19 protein-coding genes are annotated in these 20,156 nt (G+C 73.5%); 17 read left to right on the top strand and 2 right to left on the bottom strand.

Going from position 1 to position 20,156, the window contains the following annotated elements; translation table 11 throughout:
• Positions 1-34: 34 nt before the first annotated feature.
• The 4 genes from thrB (at position 35) to prfA (ending at position 5,136) form a co-directional block, all read left to right on the top strand.
• On the top strand, positions 35-979 hold the full coding sequence (gene thrB / locus GA0070558_RS06455) for a homoserine kinase (RefSeq protein WP_091277167.1): 945 nt from the start codon (positions 35-37) through the stop codon (positions 977-979).
• 296 nt (positions 980-1,275) lie between these two features.
• A complete protein-coding gene (rho, locus tag GA0070558_RS06450; protein ID WP_091276815.1) occupies positions 1,276-3,348 on the top strand; it encodes a transcription termination factor Rho in 2,073 nt (690 codons plus the stop codon).
• A gap of 362 nt (positions 3,349-3,710) precedes the next feature.
• Positions 3,711-3,935 (top strand): 50S ribosomal protein L31, encoded by a 225-nt coding sequence (gene rpmE / locus GA0070558_RS06445; protein ID WP_043966028.1) that lies wholly within the window; start codon positions 3,711-3,713, stop codon positions 3,933-3,935.
• A 112-nt stretch (positions 3,936-4,047) separates the two neighbouring features.
• The gene (gene prfA / locus GA0070558_RS06440) at positions 4,048-5,136 is read left to right on the top strand and encodes a peptide chain release factor 1 (RefSeq protein WP_077938529.1); all 1,089 of its coding nucleotides are present in this window, start codon (positions 4,048-4,050) and stop codon (positions 5,134-5,136) included.
• Between the two features lie 75 nt (positions 5,137-5,211).
• On the opposite strand, the gene GA0070558_RS06435 is transcribed toward prfA, so the two are convergent.
• A complete protein-coding gene (locus GA0070558_RS06435; protein ID WP_091276812.1) occupies positions 5,212-6,762 on the bottom strand; it encodes a GGDEF domain-containing protein in 1,551 nt (516 codons plus the stop codon).
• Positions 6,763-6,839: 77 nt separating this feature from the next.
• Between GA0070558_RS06435 and prmC the strand changes: the two genes are divergently transcribed.
• From prmC to GA0070558_RS06410, 5 genes are all read left to right on the top strand, one after another.
• Complete coding sequence (gene prmC / locus GA0070558_RS06430; protein WP_091276810.1) at positions 6,840-7,733, top strand: peptide chain release factor N(5)-glutamine methyltransferase; 894 nt, start codon at positions 6,840-6,842, stop codon at positions 7,731-7,733.
• Between the two features lie 142 nt (positions 7,734-7,875).
• Positions 7,876-8,526, top strand: a complete 651-nt coding sequence (locus GA0070558_RS06425; RefSeq protein WP_043966036.1) for an L-threonylcarbamoyladenylate synthase — start codon at positions 7,876-7,878, stop codon at positions 8,524-8,526.
• Positions 8,527-9,138: an arsenate reductase/protein-tyrosine-phosphatase family protein gene (locus GA0070558_RS06420; protein ID WP_091276808.1), complete on the top strand. Its 612-nt coding sequence runs from the start codon at positions 8,527-8,529 to the stop codon at positions 9,136-9,138.
• Positions 9,139-9,295: 157 nt separating this feature from the next.
• Positions 9,296-11,416, top strand: a complete 2,121-nt coding sequence (locus tag GA0070558_RS06415; protein ID WP_091276806.1) for a transglycosylase domain-containing protein — start codon at positions 9,296-9,298, stop codon at positions 11,414-11,416.
• Positions 11,417-11,503: 87 nt separating this feature from the next.
• Positions 11,504-12,133, top strand: coding sequence for a dihydrofolate reductase family protein (locus tag GA0070558_RS06410; protein ID WP_091276804.1), 630 nt, complete (start codon positions 11,504-11,506; stop codon positions 12,131-12,133).
• Between the two features lie 106 nt (positions 12,134-12,239).
• Here GA0070558_RS06410 and GA0070558_RS06405 read toward each other — a convergent pair whose 3' ends face one another.
• Positions 12,240-13,739 (bottom strand): SDR family oxidoreductase, encoded by a 1,500-nt coding sequence (locus GA0070558_RS06405; protein WP_091276802.1) that lies wholly within the window; start codon positions 13,737-13,739, stop codon positions 12,240-12,242.
• Between the two features lie 35 nt (positions 13,740-13,774).
• On the opposite strand from GA0070558_RS06405, the gene glyA reads away from it, so the two are divergent.
• The 8 genes from glyA (at position 13,775) to atpA (ending at position 20,152) form a co-directional block, all read left to right on the top strand.
• Positions 13,775-15,064, top strand: a complete 1,290-nt coding sequence (gene glyA / locus GA0070558_RS06400) for a serine hydroxymethyltransferase (RefSeq protein WP_176734121.1) — start codon at positions 13,775-13,777, stop codon at positions 15,062-15,064.
• Complete coding sequence (locus GA0070558_RS06395; RefSeq protein WP_077938536.1) at positions 15,057-15,488, top strand: hypothetical protein; 432 nt, start codon at positions 15,057-15,059, stop codon at positions 15,486-15,488. The genes glyA and GA0070558_RS06395 overlap by 8 nt, the downstream gene beginning before the upstream one ends.
• 181 nt (positions 15,489-15,669) lie before the next feature.
• The gene (locus GA0070558_RS06390) at positions 15,670-15,906 is read left to right on the top strand and encodes an AtpZ/AtpI family protein (protein ID WP_074472880.1); all 237 of its coding nucleotides are present in this window, start codon (positions 15,670-15,672) and stop codon (positions 15,904-15,906) included.
• Between the two features lie 11 nt (positions 15,907-15,917).
• Positions 15,918-16,715, top strand: a complete 798-nt coding sequence (gene atpB, locus GA0070558_RS06385) for a F0F1 ATP synthase subunit A (protein WP_091276797.1) — start codon at positions 15,918-15,920, stop codon at positions 16,713-16,715.
• Positions 16,716-16,782: 67 nt separating this feature from the next.
• On the top strand, positions 16,783-17,016 hold the full coding sequence (locus GA0070558_RS06380) for an ATP synthase F0 subunit C (protein ID WP_043966050.1): 234 nt from the start codon (positions 16,783-16,785) through the stop codon (positions 17,014-17,016).
• A 30-nt stretch (positions 17,017-17,046) separates the two neighbouring features.
• On the top strand, positions 17,047-17,586 hold the full coding sequence (locus GA0070558_RS06375) for a F0F1 ATP synthase subunit B (RefSeq protein ID WP_043966052.1): 540 nt from the start codon (positions 17,047-17,049) through the stop codon (positions 17,584-17,586).
• On the top strand, positions 17,586-18,407 hold the full coding sequence (locus GA0070558_RS06370; RefSeq protein WP_077938537.1) for a F0F1 ATP synthase subunit delta: 822 nt from the start codon (positions 17,586-17,588) through the stop codon (positions 18,405-18,407). The genes GA0070558_RS06375 and GA0070558_RS06370 overlap by 1 nt, the downstream gene beginning before the upstream one ends.
• Positions 18,408-18,511: 104 nt before the next feature.
• Complete coding sequence (gene atpA, locus GA0070558_RS06365) at positions 18,512-20,152, top strand: F0F1 ATP synthase subunit alpha (RefSeq protein WP_091276795.1); 1,641 nt, start codon at positions 18,512-18,514, stop codon at positions 20,150-20,152.
• The last annotated feature ends 4 nt before the right edge of the window (positions 20,153-20,156 follow it).

Raw genomic sequence — 20,156 nt, 5'->3', positions numbered from 1 at the left:
CGCAGGGCCGGTCCGGCGGCCTAGCATGAGCGTCGTGCCGACGACATTCGTGGCCGGGCCGGTGAAGGTCCGGGTCCCCGCCACCAGCGCCAACCTCGGGCCGGGGTTCGACGCGCTGGGGCTGGCGCTCGGCCTGCACGACGACGTGGCCGCCGAGGTGGTGTCCGACGGCGTCCGGGTCACGGTGTCCGGGCAGGGCGCGGGCGAGCTGCCCGGCGACGAGACGCACCTGGTCGTCCAGGCCATGCGGGCCACCTTCGACGCGCTGGGCGGGCAGCCGCCGGGCCTCGCGGTGGAGTGCGTCAACCGGATCCCGCAGGCCCGCGGGCTGGGCTCCTCGTCGGCCGCCATCGTGGCCGGCGTGCAGCTGGCCCGGGCCCTGGTCGTCGACGGCGCGACCCGGTTGGACGACGCGGGCGCGCTGCGGCTGGCAGCCGAGATCGAGGGGCACCCCGACAACGTCGCGCCCTGCCTGCTCGGCGGTTTCACGATCGCCTGGACGGAGCCGACCGGCGCCCGGGCGGTCTCGCTGGCCGTGGCCGAGGAGGTGCGGCCGATCGTCTTCGTGCCCGCCGAGCGCGGGCTGACCGCCGTGGCCCGCGCCGCGTTGCCGGCGGCGGTCCCGCACGGCGACGCCGCGCTCAACGCCGGCCGGGCGGCGCTGCTGGTGCACGCCCTGACCGCCGAGCCCTCGCTGCTGCTGCCCGCCACGGTCGACCGGCTGCACCAGGACTACCGCGCCGCCGGCATGCCGGACTCGTCGGCCCTGGTGGAAGCGCTGCGTGCGGCCGGTGTGGCGGCCGTGATCAGTGGGGCCGGGCCCACCGTGCTGGCGCTGACCGAGCCCTCGGAACATTTCGCGCCCGGGGCCGGTTGGCAGGTGTGGTCGTTGGGTATAGACAGCCGCGGAGCGCGTGTCGCACGGGGTACACTTGAACACGCCGAGCGGGACCCTGTTGCCGCAGGTCGGAAGAGTTGATTACGCTCTAGACTTAGCACAGCCGCGAAGCATGCGATCCTCCTGCGGGTCGGCGCACCCCCGAAGCTGTCGGCGGTCAGCCCGTCACCCCTGCCTAAGGCCCACGCCGCACCGCAGTTTCCGCAGGTCGCCGCAGACGGCGAGACCTGCTCACCGAGGTTGGTGAGTCGGGGAAACCGACCGGCTGCTGTGTCACAGTCTCCCGCGACGCGTCATGCGAGGCGGGTGCACCGAGGCCGCCCGGCCACCTGCTTGTCGACTCCGGGCAGTCCCGGCCTATCGAGGGAAGGAATCCATTGAGCGACACCACCGACGTGACGTCGGATGTTTCCAACGTCGCTGGCGATGCCACCGCCGCTGCCCCCACCCGTCGTCGGCGTAGCGGCACCGGGCTGTCGGCGATGCTGCTGCCGGAGCTCCAGAGCCTGGCCGCGTCGCTCGGCATCTCCGGCACGGCTCGCATGCGCAAGGGCGAGCTGATCAGCGCGATCTCCGAGCGGCAGGGCGGCGCCGCCGCCGGGACCCCTCGTCCACGGGCCGAGGCCACGGCCGCCGCCGCTTCCGCCCGCGAGGAGGTGCGCGCCGAGGTCACCCAGGCCCCGTCGGGCGCCGACCAGAACCGGGCCCCGGCCGAGCCGGCCGCCGCCCCGGCCGAGAGCCGGACCCGGACCCGGCGCAGCAGGGCCGTCGCGGCGGCCGAGTCCCGGCCCGCCGAGGCCGAGACCCGGCCGGCGGAGACCCGGGCCGAGGAGCCGCCGGCCGCCACTCCCGCCACCGGTGCCGCCGAGCCCGCCGAGCGGGTCGAGGGCCGCCGGGAGCGGGGCGGCCGGGAGCAGGCCGACCGTGCCGAGCGCGGCGACCGTGCCGAGCGGGCCGAGCGCGGTGACCGTGCCGAGCGCGGCGAGCGGGCCGACCGTGGCGAGCGGGCCGAGCGCACCGACCGTTCCGAGCGGGTCGACCGCGGCGGTGACCGCAACGAGCGGGGCGAGCGGGCCGACCGTTCCGAGCGTGGCGACCGCAACGAGCGGGCGGACCGTGGCGACCGCAACGACCGCAACGACCGGGGTCAGCGCGCCGAGCGGGACAACGGCGACGACGACGACGAGGGCGGCGGCCGGCGGGGCCGGCGCAGCCGCTTCCGCGACCGCCGCCGGGGCCGTGGCGAGCGCGGTGAGGGCGACGGCGCCGCCGCTGGCGGTGGTGGCGGCGGCGGTCGCGAACCGCAGGTGAGCGAGGACGACGTGCTCGTCCCGGTCGCCGGCATCATCGACGTGCTCGACAACTACGCCTTCGTCCGGACCACCGGCTACCTGGCCGGCCCGAACGACGTCTACGTCTCGATGTCCCAGATCAAGAAGTACGGCCTGCGCCGGGGTGACGCGATCACCGGCGCGGTGCGGACGGCCCGGGACGGCGAGCAGCGGCGGGACAAGTACAACCCGCTGGTGCGGCTCGACACGATCAACGGGATGGAGCCGGACGAGGCGCGGCGGCGGCCGGAGTTCTACAAGCTCACCCCGCTCTACCCGCAGGAGCGGCTGCGGCTGGAGACCGAGCCGCACATCCTGACGACGCGGGTGATCGACCTGGTCATGCCGCTCGGCAAGGGCCAGCGGGCGCTGATCGTCTCGCCGCCGAAGGCGGGCAAGACGATGGTGCTCCAGGCGATCGCGAACGCCATCACGCACAACAACCCGGAGTGCCACCTGATGGTGGTGCTGGTGGACGAGCGGCCCGAAGAGGTCACCGACATGCAGCGGTCGGTGAAGGGCGAGGTCATCGCGGCCACGTTCGACCGCCCGCCGCAGGACCACACGACGGTGGCGGAGCTGGCGATCGAGCGGGCGAAGCGGCTGGTCGAGCTGGGGCACGACGTGGTCGTGCTGCTCGACTCGGTGACCCGGCTCGGTCGGTCGTACAACCTGGCGGCGCCGGCCTCCGGCCGGATCATGTCGGGTGGTATCGACTCCACCGCGCTCTACCCGCCGAAGCGCTTCCTGGGTGCGGCCCGCAACATCGAGAACGGCGGCTCGCTGACCATCCTCGCCACCGCGCTGGTGGAGACCGGTTCCATGGCGGACACGGTCATCTTCGAGGAGTTCAAGGGCACCGGCAACGCGGAGCTGAAGCTCGACCGGAAGATCGCCGACAAGCGCACCTTCCCGGCCGTGGACGTCAGCGCGTCCGGCACGCGCAAGGAGGAGATCCTGCTCGCGCCGGAGGAGCTGGCCATCATCCACAAGCTCCGCAAGGTGCTGCACTCGCTGGACTCGCAGGCGGCGCTCGACCTCCTGCTGGACCGGCTCAAGCAGTCCCGCACCAACATCGAGTTCCTGATGCAGATCGCGAAGTCCACACCGGGCGAGTGATCCGGTAGGCAGTACGCGCGGAAGGGCACGGCCGCTCACGGCCGTGCCCTTCCGCGCGGTGTGCGCCCCGCGCGCCCCGTGCCCCTCCGCGCCCCCCGCGCCCCTGACCGGGTGGTGAGAAGGGGACCCTTCTCTACCGGATGCGTTAACAAGGTGCCCTTCCTTGCACCCGGGGAATGCGGGAGGGGACCGGCACGTTGACGAAGCCGGACCTGCTGTGCGGCCCGCCCGAAGGGCCGGCTCACGCCCATGGCACACTGGTCAATCGGCCACCGGTTCCGGTTCACGCCCGATCCCGACACGCACGCGTCGGGGCCGCACGGGCGACCCGGCGACCACCAAGCGAGAGGACCGAAGGCGACATGAAGCCCAACATCCACCCGGAGTACACGACCACCGAGGTCACCTGCTCCTGCGGCAGCACCTTCACGACCCGCAGCACCGCCAAGGGCGGTTCCATCCACGTCGAGACCTGCAGCGCCTGCCACCCGTTCTACACCGGTAAGCAGCGCGTTCTCGACACGGCCGGCCGGGTCGCCAAGTTCCAGCAGAAGTACGCCAAGGTTCAGGCCAAGAAGGCCAAGTAGCTCCACGATCGGCGCCCGCGTCCGGCTTCCCGCCGGGCGCGGGCGCCGTCCGTATTGCCCCTTCCGTCCGGATGTCGCCGGCCGGTAGTCGTCGTCGAAGGAGCACCCGAGCATGAGCAGCGAGCGGCTGGCGGCCCTCCTCGACGAGTACGCCCAGCTGGAGAAGCGCCTCGCGGACCCGGCGATCCACGCGGACCAGAGCGTCGCCCGCCGGGTCGGCCGCCGCTACGCCGAGCTGTCGCCCCTGCACAAGGCGGCCGACGAGCTGGAGCAGGCCCGCGCCGACCTGGCCGCGGCCCGGGAGCTGGCCGCCGAGGACCCGTCCTTCGCCGGCGAGGCGGAGTCGATCGCCGCCGGGCTGCCCGCCCTGGAGGAGCGCCTCGCCGAGCTGTTGATCCCGCGCGACCCGCACGACGCCAAGGACGTCATCGTCGAGATCAAGGCCGGCGAGGGCGGCGAGGAGTCCGCCCTGTTCGCCGGGGACCTGCTGCGGATGTACACCCGGTACGCCGAGCGCCGCGGCTGGCTCACCGAGGTCATCGACGCGCAGGACTCCGACCTGGGCGGGGTCAAGGACGTCTCGCTGGCGATCAAGACCAAGGGCGTCCCGGAGGGCGGCAACGGGGTGTGGTCGCGGCTCAAGTGGGAGGGCGGGGTGCACCGGGTGCAGCGCGTACCCGTCACCGAGTCGCAGGGGCGCATCCACACCAGCGCCGCCGGCGTGCTGGTGCTGCCCGAGGCCGAGGACGTCGACGTCACCATCGACCCCAACGACCTGCGGATCGACGTGTTCCGCTCGTCGGGTCCGGGCGGCCAGTCGGTGAACACCACCGACTCGGCGGTGCGGATCACCCACGTGCCGACCGGGATCGTCGTCTCCTGCCAGAACGAGAAGTCGCAGCTGCAGAACCGGGAGCAGGCGATGCGCATCCTGCGGGCGCGGCTGCTGGCCGCCGCCCAGGAGCAGGCCGACGCCGCCGCCTCGGACGCCCGCAAGGCCCAGGTGCGCACCGTGGACCGCTCGGAGCGCATCCGCACGTACAACTTCCCGCAGAACCGGATCACCGACCACCGGATCGGCTACACGGCGTACAACCTCGACCTGGCCCTCGCCGGCGAGCTGGACGGCGTGCTCGACGCCCTGGCCGACGCGGACCGCGCGGCGCGGCTGGCCGGCGACCCGGAGCTGACCCGCCGCTGAGGCGGGCCGGCGGGGCTGCCGCCGCTGCGCGGCCCCCGGACCGTGCCGTCGGCGCGGGGCGGCCCGGACAGGGGCTCAGCCGGCGCGGAGGCGGTTCTTCGCGGCGAGCATCTCCCGGTCGGCGGTCTCGAACGCCGCGCCGATCGCGCCGCGCAGCCCCGGGCCGTTGGCCTCGACCTCGGCGAAGCCGATGGTCACCCCGACCGGGGTGCCGGGCACCAGCGCCTCCCAGTCCTCCGTGCGCACCGCCGCCTCGATCCGGCGGGCCACGTCGGCCGCCTCGGTCATGCCCGCGCCGGACAGCACCACCACGAACTCGTCGCCGCCGTAGCGGGCCACGAAGTCGCCCCGGCGCATCACCCGGTTGATCACCCCGGCGATGCGCTGGAGGACCAGGTCGCCCGAGTGGTGGCCGTGGCGGGTGTTGACCGCCTTGAAGCCGTCGAGGTCGCACACCCCGATCACCACCCGCTCCCCGCCGGCCACGACGGCCGCGATGTAGCGCTCCAGCCGGCGGCGGTTGGGCAGGCCGGTCAGCGGGTCGGTGAGCGCCTCGCCCTCGAACCGGGCCGCCTCCCGCCGCATCTCCTCGTGGTCGATCCGGGCGGCGATGCCGTCGATGTAGACGTCCCGCAGCCGGTCGTTGCGCTGGGCGGCGAGGCGGAACGCGTGCCGGTCGGCCCGGTGGGCCGCCGCGTGGTCGCCCGCCCGGGCGTACGCGATGCTGCGCAGCCGGGCCGGCTCCGCCGCGCCGAGGGTCTCGTTGGAGACGCGGGCGGTGTCGAGCCGGGTGATCGCCTCGATCGGGTTGCCGGCCGCGATGGCCAAGCAGACCTGGCCGAGCTGGCGCATGTCCCGGGCGCGGGCGCTGTCCGCGCCGTGGCCGAGCAGCCGGTTCGGGTCGGCGTCGGGGGTGGCCTCCACCCGGTCGCCGAGGGCGGCCCGGCGGGCGGCGGCGTAGCCGTACGCGGCCAGGCTGCTCGGGCGCAGCTCCTCGGCGCGCCCGCCGCGCAGGAACCGGCCCAGGTCGGCGTCGACGTCCCGCAGCACCCGCAGGCAGCCGTCGCTGTCGCCGTTGTGGTCGAGGGCGACCGCGTTGCGCAGCCGGATGCCGGGCGCGGCGAACGTCTCCTCGGGGATGCCGGCGGCCAGCCCGAGCTGGCGGGCGCGCTCGATCGCGCCGAGCGCGTACCCGTGGAAGCTGAGGTAGGAGTAGGCCATCGCCAGGTCGTGCCAGCCCCAGGCCGTGTCCCGGTCCGGGTCCTCGACCGCGCCCAGCGCCCGGGCCGCCTTCACCAGGTGGGTGACGCACCGGTCGAGCGCCCCCTGGTGGTGGGCGGCGAGCGCGGCCAGCGCGTTGAGGTGCCCGTGCAGGTAGGGCTCGGCGAGGTCCCGTACGGCGGCGGACGCCTCCTCGATGGCCCGCGTGTATTCGGCGGTGCGCCCGAGATTGATCAATGCGGAGAGGCGCTGCACGAGGGCGTCGGCCCGGGCGTACGGGTCGTCGGTGCTGCGGATCACGCCGTCGAGCAGGAGACACGACTCGGCGGAGCGACTCACCTCCTGCAGGGCGCGCGCCCGTGTCAGGACGTCAACCTGGTCGTTGACCCGGTTGAGCCACCCCACGCGCGACCTCCCTGTCGGTGTGTGCACACGGAGGCACCAACTCGTGGCGCGGGCCCGCGACGCTTCATGATTATGTCGTGACCTCCCTTCCGCAACACCCGTCCGAAGGGTCAGAACGCCTCAGGCCCACGGTGGCGGTGGCCCGCGCCGCCCGCGTCCTCGCCGCGGCGGGGATCGATGCCCCGCGTGTCGAGGCCGAGCTGCTCGCCGTCCACGTGCTGGGTGTGCCCCGGGGGCGGCTGGCGCTGGCCGACGGCCTCACCCCCGACCAGCTCGACCGGTACGACGCCCTGGTCGCCCGGCGGGCCGACCGGGAGCCGTTGCAGCACCTCACCGGCTCGGCCGCCTTCCGGCACCTGGAGCTGGCGGTCGGCCCGGGTGTCTTCGTGCCCCGCCCGGAGACGGAACTGCTCGCCGGCTGGGGCGTCGACCAGGCCCGTGCCGGTAGTCCCCTGGTCGTCGACCTGTGCAGCGGCTCGGGGGCGATCGCGCTCGCCGTGGCCCAGGAGGCGCCCGCCGCCCGGGTGGTGGCCGTGGAGCGGTCCCCGGCGGCGCTGGCGTGGCTGCGGCGCAACGCCGCCGACCGGGCCGCCGCCGGGGACCGGCCGGTGGAGGTGGTCGCCGCCGACGTCACCGACCCGGGCCTGCTGAGCGACCTGGAAGGGCGGGTGGACGTGCTGCTGTGCAACCCGCCGTACGTGCCCAGGGCCGTCGAGGTGCCCCCGGAGGTGGCGGCACACGACCCGGACGAGGCGGTCTTCGGCGGGGCGGACGGGCTGGACGTGATCCGCCCGGTGCTCGCCCGGGCCGCGCGGCTGCTCCGCCCCGGCGGGGTGCTCGGCGTCGAGCACGACGACACGCACGGCGCGGCGGTGCCCGCCCTGCTGGTCGCCGACGGCCGGTACGAGGCGGTCGAGGAGCACCGGGACCTGGCCGGGCGGCCCCGGTTCGCCACCGCCCGCCGCTGCTGACCGCCCGCCCGTCGGTGACCCTCCGCCGTCGGTGACCCTCCGCCCGCCGCGCCCCGTCGGAGGCGGCCGCATCCGGACCTGTGGGACCCGCTCACGCCGAGGACGCCGACCGGGCCGGGGCGTGGCAGACTGACTTCTCGTGATGCTCTACGACTGTCGGTCGCTCGCCGACCGGGACCGCGGCATCGCCGCTGCCATCGAGGCCGTCAAGAACGGCGAGCTGGTCGTCCTGCCGACGGACACGGTCTACGGGATCGGCGCGGACGCGTTCACCCCGTACGCGGTGAAGGCGCTCTCGGACGCCAAGGGTGGCACCCGGCAGGCGCCCCCGGTGCTGATCGGGTCCCGGCACACCCTCGACGGCCTGGTCTTCACGCTGCCCCGGTCGGCCCGCGACCTGGTCGAGGCGTTCTGGCCGGGCGCGCTCACGATCATCGTGGAGCACTCGCCGAGCCTGTCGTGGGACCTCGGCGACGAGACCGGCAGCGGCGTGGTCGCGGTGCGGATGCCGCTGCACCCGGTCGCCCTGGAGGTGCTGCGCGAGACCGGCCCGATGGCGGTGGCGTCGGCCAACAAGGTGGGCCAGCCGGCGGCGGTGACCGCCGAGGCGGCCCGGGAGCAGCTCGGCTACACGGTGCGCGCCTACCTGGAGGCGGGGGAGTGCCCCGATCCGGTGCCGAGCACCATCGTCGACCTCACCGGCGAGGCGCCGACGCTGGTGCGGGCCGGGGCGATCCCGGTGGAGCAGTTGCGCGACGTCGTGCCGGACCTCGTCGAGAGCCGGGTGGGCTGAGTGCCGCCGTTCACCGTCCTGCACGTCTGCATGGGAAACATCTGCCGCTCGCCGATGGCGGAGCGGCTGCTGGCGCTGGCCGTCCGCGAGCGGCTGACGCGGCGCGGCGGCGACCCGGCCGACGCCGACGCGCTGCTGCACAGCCACAGCGCCGGCACCGGCGGCTGGCACGCGGGGGAGGAGATGAACCCGCCCGCCGCCCGCCAGGTGACCGCCCGGGGCGGCGACGTGGCCGGCTTCGCCGCCCGCAAGCTGCGTTCCGACCTCATCGACGCGGCCGACCTGGTGCTCACCGCCACCGCTGACCAGCAGGAGTACGTGGTGGCGCTGCGCCCCGACGCCGCGTCCCGCACGTTCGTGCTCGGCGAGTTCGGCCGGCTGCTGGCGGCCGTGGACGCCGCCGGGCTGCCCCCGGCCGACGCCACCGGCGACGCCGTGCACGCCCGGGGCGTGGCCCTGGTCGCCGCCGTGCACGCCGCCCGGGAGGGCGCGACCCCGCTGCACACCGACGACCTCGACGACCCGTGGGGGCGCGGCGACCAGTGCTTCAGCCGGGTCGCCGACGAGATCGAGGAGACCGTCCACCCGCTGGCCGCCGCGCTGCTGCCCTGAGTCGGTTCCTCCCGCCGGCGCGGCGGGGGTGGGGCGCGGCGCGTCGCGTGTCTTTCTCGCGAAATTCGTACCCCTTTGGGGAAAAGCGGCGGGGTTCGCCGCCGTCCGGGTCATTCTGAACGGGTCCGCACCTGACCGGCTCCTGCGGGGAGAGCTGATGATCCGGGCCCGTCGTCTCCACAAGCTCATGACCATCGTGCTCGCCGGCGTGCTCGCCGGGCTGGCGCTCGCCGTGGCGGCGCTGCCGGCCGCCCTGGTCTTCGGGATCGGCGTCCGGGGGATCACCGAGCCGTGGTCGGAGCTGCCGGCGTCGCTGCTCACGCCGCCCACGGCGCAACGGTCCACCCTCTACGCCAACGACGGCCGCACCCTGATCACGTCCTTCTACACCGAGGACCGGGTCGACGTGCCGCTGGCCCAGGTGGCGCCGGCCATGCGCCAGGCCGTCGTCGCCGCCGAGGACGTCCGCTTCTACGAGCACAAGGGCGTGGACCCACGCGGTGTCATCCGGGCGTTCACCGCCAACCGGCGCGACGGCGCGCCCCGGCAGGGCGCGTCGACCCTGACCATGCAGTACGTGCGCAACGTGCTCGCCGGCGACCCCAACCTCACCGAGGAGCAGCGGGCCAAGGCCACCGAGGTCACCCTCACCCGCAAGATCAAGGAAATGCGGTACGCCCTGGCGGTCGAGCGCGAGCTGAGCAAGGACCAGATCCTCGCCGGCTACCTCAACATCGCCTACTTCGGTGCCGGCGCGTACGGGGTGGGCGCCGCCAGCAAGCGCTACTTCTCGAAGTCGCCGGCGAAGCTCACCCTGGCCGAGTCGGCCCTGCTGGCCGGGCTGGTCCGCTCGCCGGACACCGACGACCCGATCAACGGCGACGCCGACGCGGCGCTGGCCCGCCGGGCGTACGTGCTGGACCGGATGGTCGAGACCGGCCAGGTCACGCCCGAGGCGGCCGAGGCGGCGAAGGCCGAGCCGCTCAAGCTGAAGCCCAGCGCCACGCCGAACGACTGCACGGCGGTCCCGCAGGAACACAACGACTGGGGCTTCTTCTGCGACTGGTTCACCCGCTGGTGGAGCGAGCAGCCGGCGTTCGGCGCCACCGCCGACGAGCGGCAGCGCACCCTGCGCCGGGGCGGTTTCCGGATCGTCACCTCGCTCGACCCGGCCGTGCAGCGGACCGCCACCGAGCAGGTGCTCGACGTCTACGACGTCGACGACCCCCGTGCCGCGCCGACCGCCGTGGTGCAGCCCGGCACGGGCCGCGTGCTCGCCCTCGCGGTGAACCGCAACTACAGCGTCGAGGAGAACCCGCAGGGGTGGCGCAACCGGCCGAACACCGTCAACCAGCTCGTCGCCGGGGGCGGGGCCATCACCGGGTACCAGGCCGGGTCGACGTTCAAGATCTTCGCGGTGCTCGCCGCGCTGGAGGCGGGCCTGCCCCTGGACACCCTCTTCGACGCCCCGCCCCGCATCGTCACCCGCTTCCCCGTGACCGGTGGCCCCGCCGACTGCCGGGGCCGCTGGTGCCCGGTCAACGCCGACCCGGTCGGGATGGACGGCTACCGGACCATGTGGGACGCGTTCGGTCGGTCGGTGAACACCTACTTCGCCTGGCTGACCGAGCGGGTCGGCGCGGACCGGGTGGTGGAGATGGCCGAGCGGCTCGGCATCCGGCTGCGCGCCGAGTCCGACGCCAAGTTGGCCCGCTACGGCGCGCGGGACTGGGGCCCGTTCACGCTGGGCGTCGCCGCCACCACCCCGCTCGACCTCGCCGGGGCGTACGCTGCGGTGGCCGCCGAGGGGATGTGGTGCGCGCCCACGCCGGTGGTGCGGATCCTCGACGCCGCCGGGCGGGAGGTCGCCGCCGGCCGCCCGGACTGCCGCCAGGTGCTCGACACGGACGTGGCCCGGGGCGCGGCCGACGCGGCCCGGTGCCCGGTCGGCGACCAGTCGATGTACGGCGGCTGCGCCGGCGGCACCGCCCAGGACCTGCGCGCCCGGCTGGGTCGACCGGTGGCCGGCAAGACCGGCAGCTCGGAGGGGAATGGCACGGAGACCGTCGTCGCGTTCACCCCGCAGCTCGCCGTCGCCTCGATCGCCGCGAACCCGGACGATCCCCGCGACGCGGTGGGCCGGGAGGTCCAGGCCCGACTGGTCGACCTGGTGGGCCGCACCCTCTACGACACCCTCCAGGGCCAGCCGGTGCGCGACTTCGTCCCGCCGAGCGAGTCGGTAGCCCGGCACGCCACGGCCCCCCGCGCCGGCAACTGACCGCCCGCCGCCCGGCAACCGATGAGTCTGCCGGTCGCCGCAGGTCTATCGGCCGACCGCGACAACCGGCATCGTCAGGAGTTGAGCATGGGCGTCATCCATCTTGAGCTGTTCGTGACGCTGGACCTCGTCGGGCAGGCACCCGGCGGCCCCGGCGAGGACCCGGAGGGGTTCCCGTTCGGCGGCTGGCAGGCGCCCCTGCTGGACGAGGTCACCGGGGCGCAGGTCCTCGCCGCGTACGAGGGCACGGACGCCCTCCTGCTCGGCCGGCGCACGTACGACATCTTCGCCGCGTACTGGCCGCACCAGGCAGGCGGCGCGGACAACGAGATCGCGGCGCTCTTCAACAGCGTCCCGAAGTACGTGGCCTCCCGTGGCCGGCCCGAACTCTCCTGGGCCGGGTCCACCCAGCTCGGCCCGGACCTCGCCGACGCCGTACGCGAGGTCCGGGACCGGCACGAGCACGTGAAGGTCGTCGGGAGCCTCAACCTGGTGCAGACCCTCCTGCGCGAGAAGCTCTTCGACCGGCTCGACCTCTGGGTGTATCCGATCACGCTCGGCGTCGGAAAGAAGGTGTTCGACGGCGGCGCGGTGCCCACCAACCTCACCCTCCTCGAACCGCCGGTGGCCAATCCGAAGGGCACCGTCTACCTGCGCTACGGGCTCGCCGAAGGCACGCCGGCAACGGGCGACATGAGCGCACCCGATCGCGGCTGAAGCAGTCCCCTTGATCGTTTGCTGCCTACCGGCGCGACATGCCGGGCGGGATGCCGGTAGGCGACAAACGATCTTCCTGCGTCGGCCGTACGACGTAGCCCACCGTTCAGCTGCCCACAGCGCGCGAGGGGGCGGCGGCCGCCGACGGGAGGGCTTCCGCGCCGCGGGCGATGTTCCTCGCCATGCCGCCGAAGACGATCGCGTGGAAGGGCAACACCGCGCCCCAGTACGCGTGCCCGGGCAGGCCCCTCGGCAGGAAGACCGCGCGCTGGACGTACCGGCTGGTGCCGTCCCCGGTCGGCTCGGCGCGCATCTCCAGCCAGGCCCGGCCGGGCAGCCGCATCTCGGCGCGCAGCCGCAGCAGTTCGCCCGGGACGATCTCCTCGACCCGCCAGAAGTCCAGCGCCTCGCCGACCCGCAGCCGGTGCGGGTCGCGCCGGCCCCGGCGCAGCCCCACCCCGCCGGCCAGCCGGTCCAGCCAGCCGCGCACCGCCCAGGCCAGCGGGAACGAGTACCAGCCGTTCTCGCCGCCGACGCCCTCGATCACCCGCCACAGCGCGTCGGCCGGGGCGCGCACGGCCCGCTCCCGCACGTCCGTGTAGGCGGTGCCGCCGGACCACTTCGGGTCGCTGGGCAGCGGCTCGGCCGGGGCGTCCGGCCCGCTCGCGGTGGACCAGCGGGTCTCCACCTGCGCGTCGCGGACCCGCGCGAGCGCCAGCTCGACCGCCCGGTCGAAGCCGGTCAGCCCGCCGGGCGGGTCCGGCACGTACGCCGCGATGTCGTGCTCGTGGGCGACCGCCTCGTGGACCAGGCTCTCGACCAGCGGCCGGGCGATCGCGTTGGGCACGGGGGTGATCAGGCCGACCCAGTGCGACGACAGCGACGGGGTCAGCGGCCGGACCGGCAGGATGAGCCGCCGGCGCAGCCCGGCGACCCGGGCGTAGCGCTGCATCATGTCGCCGAAGGTGAGCACGTCGGGGCCGCCGATGTCGAACGCCCGGTTGACCTGCGGCGGCAGCGCGGCGCAGCCGACCAGGTAGTGCAGCACGTCCCGCACGGCGATCGGCTGGATCCGGTTGCGAACCCAGCGCGGGGTGACCATGGCGGGCAGCCGCTCGGTGAGATGGCGCAGCATCTCGAACGACGCCGAGCCGGACCCGATGATGATCGCCGCGCGGAGCACCGCCGTGGGCACCCCGCTGTCGAGCAGGATCCGGCCGACCTCGGCCCGGGACCGCAGGTGCGCCGACGGGAGGCCGTCGTCGGCCTTCGGCTCGGGGCCGCCGAGGTAGACGATCCGGCGTACGCCCGCGGCGCGCGCCGCGTCGGCGAAGGCGACCGCCGCCTCCCGGTCGGCGGCCTCGAAGCCGGCCTGCCCGAGCGAGTGCACCAGGTAGTAGGCGACGTCCACGCCCGCGAACGCGGCCGGCAGGGTCTCCGGCCGGCGCAGGTCGCCCTCGGCGATCTCGGCCCGCGCCGCCCACGGCACGTCGCGCAGCCGATCGGCGTGCCGGGCCAGGCAGCGCACCTGGTGTCCCTCGGCGAGCAGCAGGGGCGCGAGCCGTCCGCCGATGTATCCGGTCGCGCCGGTGACGAGGCATCTCACGGCCTCCAGTGTGCGGCTCCGTAGACTCGTTCGCTGTGGAGAACGCGAGGAGCACCTTCTGGGGGCCGGACTTCGAGCAGCTCAGCGCCACCGATCCGGAGATCGCCGGGGTGGTGCTCGGCGAGCTGGACCGGCTGCGCGGCGGCCTGCAACTGATCGCCAGCGAGAACCTGACCTCCCCGGCGGTGCTGGCGGCGCTCGGCTCGACGCTGACCAACAAGTACGCCGAGGGGTATCCGGGCCGGCGCTACTACGGCGGCTGCGCCGAGGTGGACCGGGCCGAGGAGATCGGCGTCGCCCGGGCGAAGGAGCTGTTCGACGCCGAGCACGCCAACCTCCAGCCGCACTCGGGGGCGAGCGCCAACCTGGCCGCGTACGCCGCGCTGGTGCAGCCGGGGGACACGGTGCTGGCGATGGACCTGCCGCACGGCGGTCACCTGACCCACGGCAGCCGGGTGAACTTCTCCGGCAAGTGGTTCCACACGGTCGGCTACCGCGTGCGCAAGGACACCGAGCTGATCGACTACGACGAGGTGCGGGACCTCGCCCGCGCCCACCGGCCCAAGATGATCATCTGCGGGGCGACGGCGTACCCCCGCCTGATCGACTTCGCCCGGTTCCGGGAGATCGCCGACGAGGTGGGCGCGTACCTGATGGTGGACGCCGCGCACTTCATCGGCCTGGTCGCCGGCCGGGCCGTGCCCTCGCCGGTGCCCCACGCCGACGTCGTCTGCGCCACCACCCACAAGGTGCTGCGCGGCCCGCGCGGCGGCATGATCCTGTGCCGGGAGTCGCTGGCCCCGCGCATCGACAAGGCCGTCTTCCCGTTCACCCAGGGCGGGCCGCTGATGCACGCCGTCGCGGCCAAGGCGGTGGCCCTGCGCGAGGCCGCCCAGCCCGAGTTCCGGGCGTACGCCGCGCAGGTGGTCGCCAACGCCCGCGCGCTCGCCGCCGGGCTCGCGGCCGAGGGGATGCGGCCGGTCTCCGGCGGCACCGACACCCACCTCGCGCTGCTCGACCTGCGCGCCGCCGGGGTGAGCGGGGCCGAGGCCGAGGCGCGCTGCGACGCCGCCGCCGTCACCCTGAACAAGAACGCCATCCCGTACGACCCGCAGCCGTCGATGGTCGCGTCGGGCATCCGGGTGGGCACGCCCAGCGTCACCACGCAGGGCATGGGCGAGGAGGAGATGCGCCGGGTCGCGGCGCTGATCGCCCGCGCGGTGCGCACCGATCCGGGCGAGCCCGGGGGAGCCGACGCCCTCACCCGCGTCGCCGCCGACGTGGCCGAGCTGGTCGCCGCCTTCCCGGCGTACCCCCGTGGCTGAGCCCGGGGTGGCCGCGGAGCCGGCGGCGGACGACCGGGGCTGGCGGCTGCGCCACCTGCCGGTGCTGGTGGCCGTCTCCGCCGGGGTGGCGGCGCTGGGCGCGGCGGCCGGCGGGGTCCTCGGCGGGGCCGACGCGGCGCTCGGCGTGGCGGCCGGTGTCGCCGTCACCGTGGCCAGCTACGTCCTCACCACCGTGGTTCTGGCCTGGGCGGACGCGCGCAACCCGCAGCTCGTGCTGCCGTTCGGGGTGGGTCTGTACGTCGCGAAGTTCACCCTCCTGGGTGGCGTGATGGTGGCGGTCGCCTCGACGGGCTGGGCGGGGGTCGTCCCGCTGTGCCTCGGCATCGCCGTCGGCGTGGTCGTCTGGACCGGCGCGCATATCTGGTGGCTCAGCACGGTGCACGCGCGCCGGACCAGGGGCTGAGTCCTCAGCGTCCCACGTTTCGGTACGACGCGCGATTGTGTCCGACACCGGTCATTCATTCGGTGGCGCGAGGGGAGTAGCGTGCCCACAGACGACGCGCCCGCCCGACGCCCACACAACCACGGTTGTGCGGGGGGTGAGGCACAGCCTCGTTTCTCCGACTGATATCGTTCGCCCCGTCATGGCTGGTGACCAAAACCCCCGACCCAGCGGCGGCCCGGACGACATTCCGACCGGTGCCGGCCAGGGTTGGACCGCGCTCTCGTACCTCATCGGGGGCATGCTCGTCTGGGGTTTCATCGGCTGGCTGGTCGACCAGTGGCTCGACACCGGCGGCATCGCCACCGGGATCGGCGTCGTGCTCGGCATGGCCGGGGGGATCATCCTGGTCGTCCGCCGACTCGGCACGCCTACTTAGGAAGGGACGCGGTGTTCGGACAGGCGAACGTCCTGGCAGCGGGCCAGGCGGCATTCCCACCCAGCGTGGAGGACTTCTACCTGCCCAGCATCCTGCCCTGGGGTGCGCACGACTCCTACTGGTTCACCAAGATCACGGCCATGGTCTGGGTCGCCGTCGGCATCCTGATCATCTTCTTCCTGGCGACCTACCGGAAGCCACAGCTGGTGCCGACGAAGAAGCAGTGGCTCGCCGAGTCCATCTACGGCTTCGTGCGCAACAACATCGCCGTCGACATGATCGGGCACGCGGGGGTGCGGTTCGCGCCGTACTTCACGACGCTGTTCTGCTTCGTCCTGCTGACGAACTTCTTCGCGATCGTGCCGCTGTTCCAGATCTCGCCGAACTCGCACATCGCCTTCCCGGCCTTCCTCGCCGTGATCAGCTACGTGCTGTTCAACTACGTCGGCATCCGGCACCACGGCTTCGTGAAGTACTTCAAGAACTCCCTGATCCCGCCGGCGCCGTGGTACATCCTGCCGCTGCTGATCCCGATCGAGTTCTTCTCGACCTTCCTGGTCCGGCCGTTCTCGCTGGCCGTCCGTCTCTTCGCGAACATGTTCGCCGGCCACATGCTCCTGCTGGTCTTCACGCTCGGCGGGTTCGCGATGCTCAGCGCCAACGCCTGGCTGGCTCCGGTCTCGGTGCTGTCCTGGGTGATGACCATCGCGCTCACCTTCCTCGAGTTCCTGGTCATCTGCCTGCAGGCATACGTCTTCACGGTGCTCACCGCCAGCTACGTGCAGGGCGCGCTCGCCGACGAGCACTGATCCACCTCGCACCACCCGTTGTCGTCCCGCGTGAGAGTCACGCGTGATAACCAGGAGGAACCCACTAATGGACATCTACGCCGCGGTAGAGGGCAGCACCGCCGCCATCGGCTACGGTCTCGCGGCCATCGGCCCGGGCATCGGTGTCGGCCTGGTCTTCGCCGCCTACATCCAGTCGACCGCCCGTCAGCCGGAGTCGTCCCGGATGACCCTGCCCTACGTCTGGATCGGCTTCGCCGTCATCGAGGCGCTCGCGCTGCTCGGCATCGCCTTCGGCTTCATCTGGCAGGGCCAGCTCTAAACCCGCCCCCCTTTGACCGGGAGGTCTCCCATGTACCTGCTCGCCGCAGAGGGTGGTGAGTCGACGCACAACCCGATCATCCCGATCTGGCAGGAGATCGTGGTCGGTGGCATCGCCTTCATCCTGCTCTGCATCGTGCTGATGAAGTTCGTCTTCCCGCGCATGGAGCAGACGTTCCAGGCCCGGGTCGACGCGATCGAGGGTGGCATCAAGCGCGCCGAGGCCGCCCAGGCCGAGGCCAACCAGCTCCTTGAGCAATACCGTGCGCAGCTCGCCGAGGCGCGCACCGACGCCGCGAAGATCCGGGACGACGCCCGGGCCGACGCGGAGGGCATCCGGCAGGACATCCTCGCCAAGGCGCGGGAGGAGTCCGACCGCATCATCGCCGCCGGCAAGGAGCAGCTCGCCGCCGAGCGGGCCACCATCGTGCGCGAGCTGCGCACGGAGGTCGGCACGATCGCGGTCGACCTGGCCAGCAAGATCGTCGGTGAGTCGCTGGCCGACGAGGCCCGCCGCAAGGGCACCGTCGACCGCTTCCTCAGCGACCTCGAGAGCGCGGGGGCCCGCTGATGCAGGCCGCCAGCCGGGAGTCGTACCAGGCCGCGACCGAGCGCCTGGCGGCGTACGCGCGGGGTGCGGAGCCGTCGGCGGTGGCCGCCACCGCCGACGACCTGCTCGCCGTCGCCGGCCTGCTGCGGCGCGAGCCGCGGCTGCGCCGGGCGCTGTCCGACCCGGCCCGGCCGGGCGCGGACCGCGCCGGGCTGCTGGGGGACATGCTCCGGGGCAAGGTCGGCGCGGACGCGCTCGACCTGCTCACCGGGCTGGTCTCCGGCCGGTGGTCGGCGCCGTCGGAGCTGCTCGACGGTGCCGAGCGTCTCGGCGTGGAGGCGCTGCTGGCCAGCGCCGACGCCGCCGGTGACCTGGGCGAGGTCGAGGACGAGCTGTTCCGCTTCGGCCAGGTGGTCGCCGGCCAGCCCGCGCTGTCGGCGGCGCTGTCCGACCCGGTCGGCCCGGCCGAGCGGCGGGCCGAGCTGGCCCGCGAGCTGCTCGCCGGCAAGGCCCGCCCGGTCACCGTCCGCCTCGTCGAGGTGGCGCTGAACGGGTTCGGTGGGCGCTCCTTCACCGGCTCGCTGACCCGGCTGGTCGAGCTGACCGCCGACCGGCGGGACCGGCAGGTCGCGTACGTGACCGTGGCGGCCCCGTTGAGCGACGAGGACGAGCGCCGGCTCGGTGCCCGCCTCTCCGCGATGTACGGTCGGGAGGTCTCCGTCAAGCAGACGGTCGACCCCTCGGTCCTCGGCGGCGTCAGCGTCCGGGTCGGGTCCGACCTGTACGACGGCACCGTCCTGCGCCGCCTCAACGAGACCCGCAACGCGCTCGTGACGCGCTGACCGGCATCCCGCTGGCGCACCGCGAAACGCCTGGATTGACAGACGCCATTCGGACCGGTCGGTACTAGGTATCCCCGGGCCCCTGATACTTAAGGAAGCAGAGGATGGCCGAGCTGACCATCTCGACGGAGGAGATCCGCGGCGCCCTGGAGCGCTACGTCTCCTCCTACTCGCCCGACGTCTCCCGCGAGGAGGTCGGCACCGTCGCCGACACCGGCGACGGCATCGCCCACGTCGAGGGCCTGCCCTCGACCATGACCAACGAGCTCCTGGAGTTCGAGGACGGCACGCTCGGCCTGGCGCTGAACCTCGACGTCCGGGAGATCGGCGTCGTCGTTCTCGGTGACTCCGCCAAGCTCGAAGAGGGCCAGCGCGTCAAGCGCACCGGTCGGGTGCTCTCGGTGCCGGTCGGCGACGCCTTCCTCGGCCGCGTGGTCAACCCGCTCGGCCAGCCGATCGACGGCCTCGGCGACATCGCCAACGAGGGCTTCCGCGAGCTGGAGCTCCAGGCCCCGAACGTGATGTCCCGGCAGTCCGTCGACGAGCCGCTGCAGACCGGTATCAAGGCGATCGACGCCATGACCCCGGTCGGCCGGGGCCAGCGGCAGCTGATCATCGGCGACCGCAAGACCGGCAAGACCACGGTCGCGCTGGACACCATCCTCAACCAGCGGGACAACTGGCGCTCCGGCGACCCGAAGAAGCAGGTCCGCTGCATCTACGTCGCCATCGGCCAGAAGGCCTCCACGATCGCCTCGATCAAGGGCATCCTGGAGGAGGCGGGCGCGATGGAGTACACCACCATCGTGGCCTCGCCGGCGTCCGACCCGGCCGGCTTCAAGTACCTGGCGCCCTACACCGGCTCGTCCATCGGTCAGCACTGGATGTACGGCGGCAAGCACGTCCTCATCGTCTTCGACGACCTGAGCAAGCAGGCCGAGGCGTACCGGGCCGTGTCGCTGCTGCTGCGCCGCCCGCCGGGCCGCGAGGCGTACCCGGGTGACGTCTTCTACCTGCACTCCCGCCTGCTGGAGCGCTGCGCGAAGCTTTCCGACGAGCTGGGCGGCGGCTCGATGACCGGCCTGCCGATCATCGAGACGAAGGCCAACGACATCTCGGCCTTCATCCCGACCAACGTCATCTCCATCACCGACGGCCAGATCTTCCTGGAGACGGACCTGTTCAACCAGGGCGTCCGGCCGGCCATCAACGTCGGCACCTCGGTCTCCCGGGTCGGCGGCGCCGCCCAGATGAAGCCGATGAAGAAGGTCGCCGGCTCGCTCCGGCTCAACCTGGCCCAGTTCCGCGAGCTGGAGGCGTTCGCCGCCTTCGCCTCCGACCTGGACAAGGCCTCCCGGGCCCAGCTGGAGCGCGGCTCCCGCCTGGTCGAGCTGCTCAAGCAGCCGAACTACTCGCCGTTCCCGGTGCAGGAGCAGACCGTTTCCGTCTGGGCCGGCACCGAGGGCAAGCTCGACGACATCCCCGTCGGCGAGATCCGCCGGTTCGAGGCCGAGTTCCTCCAGTACCTGCGGCACAAGCACGAGGGCACCCTCGCGGCGATCGCCGACAACAAGTGGGACGACGAGGTGATCTCCTCCCTCGACCAGGCCATCGCGAGCTTCAAGCAGACGTTCCTGGGCAAGGAGGACGAGCCCCGGATCAACGAGGCCCCCGCCGCCCCGCTGGAGGGCGACGAGAACCGCGAGACGGTGACCCGCTACCGCGACAACGCCGAGAAGCAGTAGGGCT

Origin of the sequence: Micromonospora haikouensis (assembly GCF_900091595.1) — a bacterium.
Taxonomy (GTDB): Bacteria; Actinomycetota; Actinomycetes; order Mycobacteriales; family Micromonosporaceae; genus Micromonospora; species Micromonospora haikouensis.
Note: the sequence above shows the minus strand (reverse complement) of the source record. Positions and strands in the feature narration are given on the sequence as shown.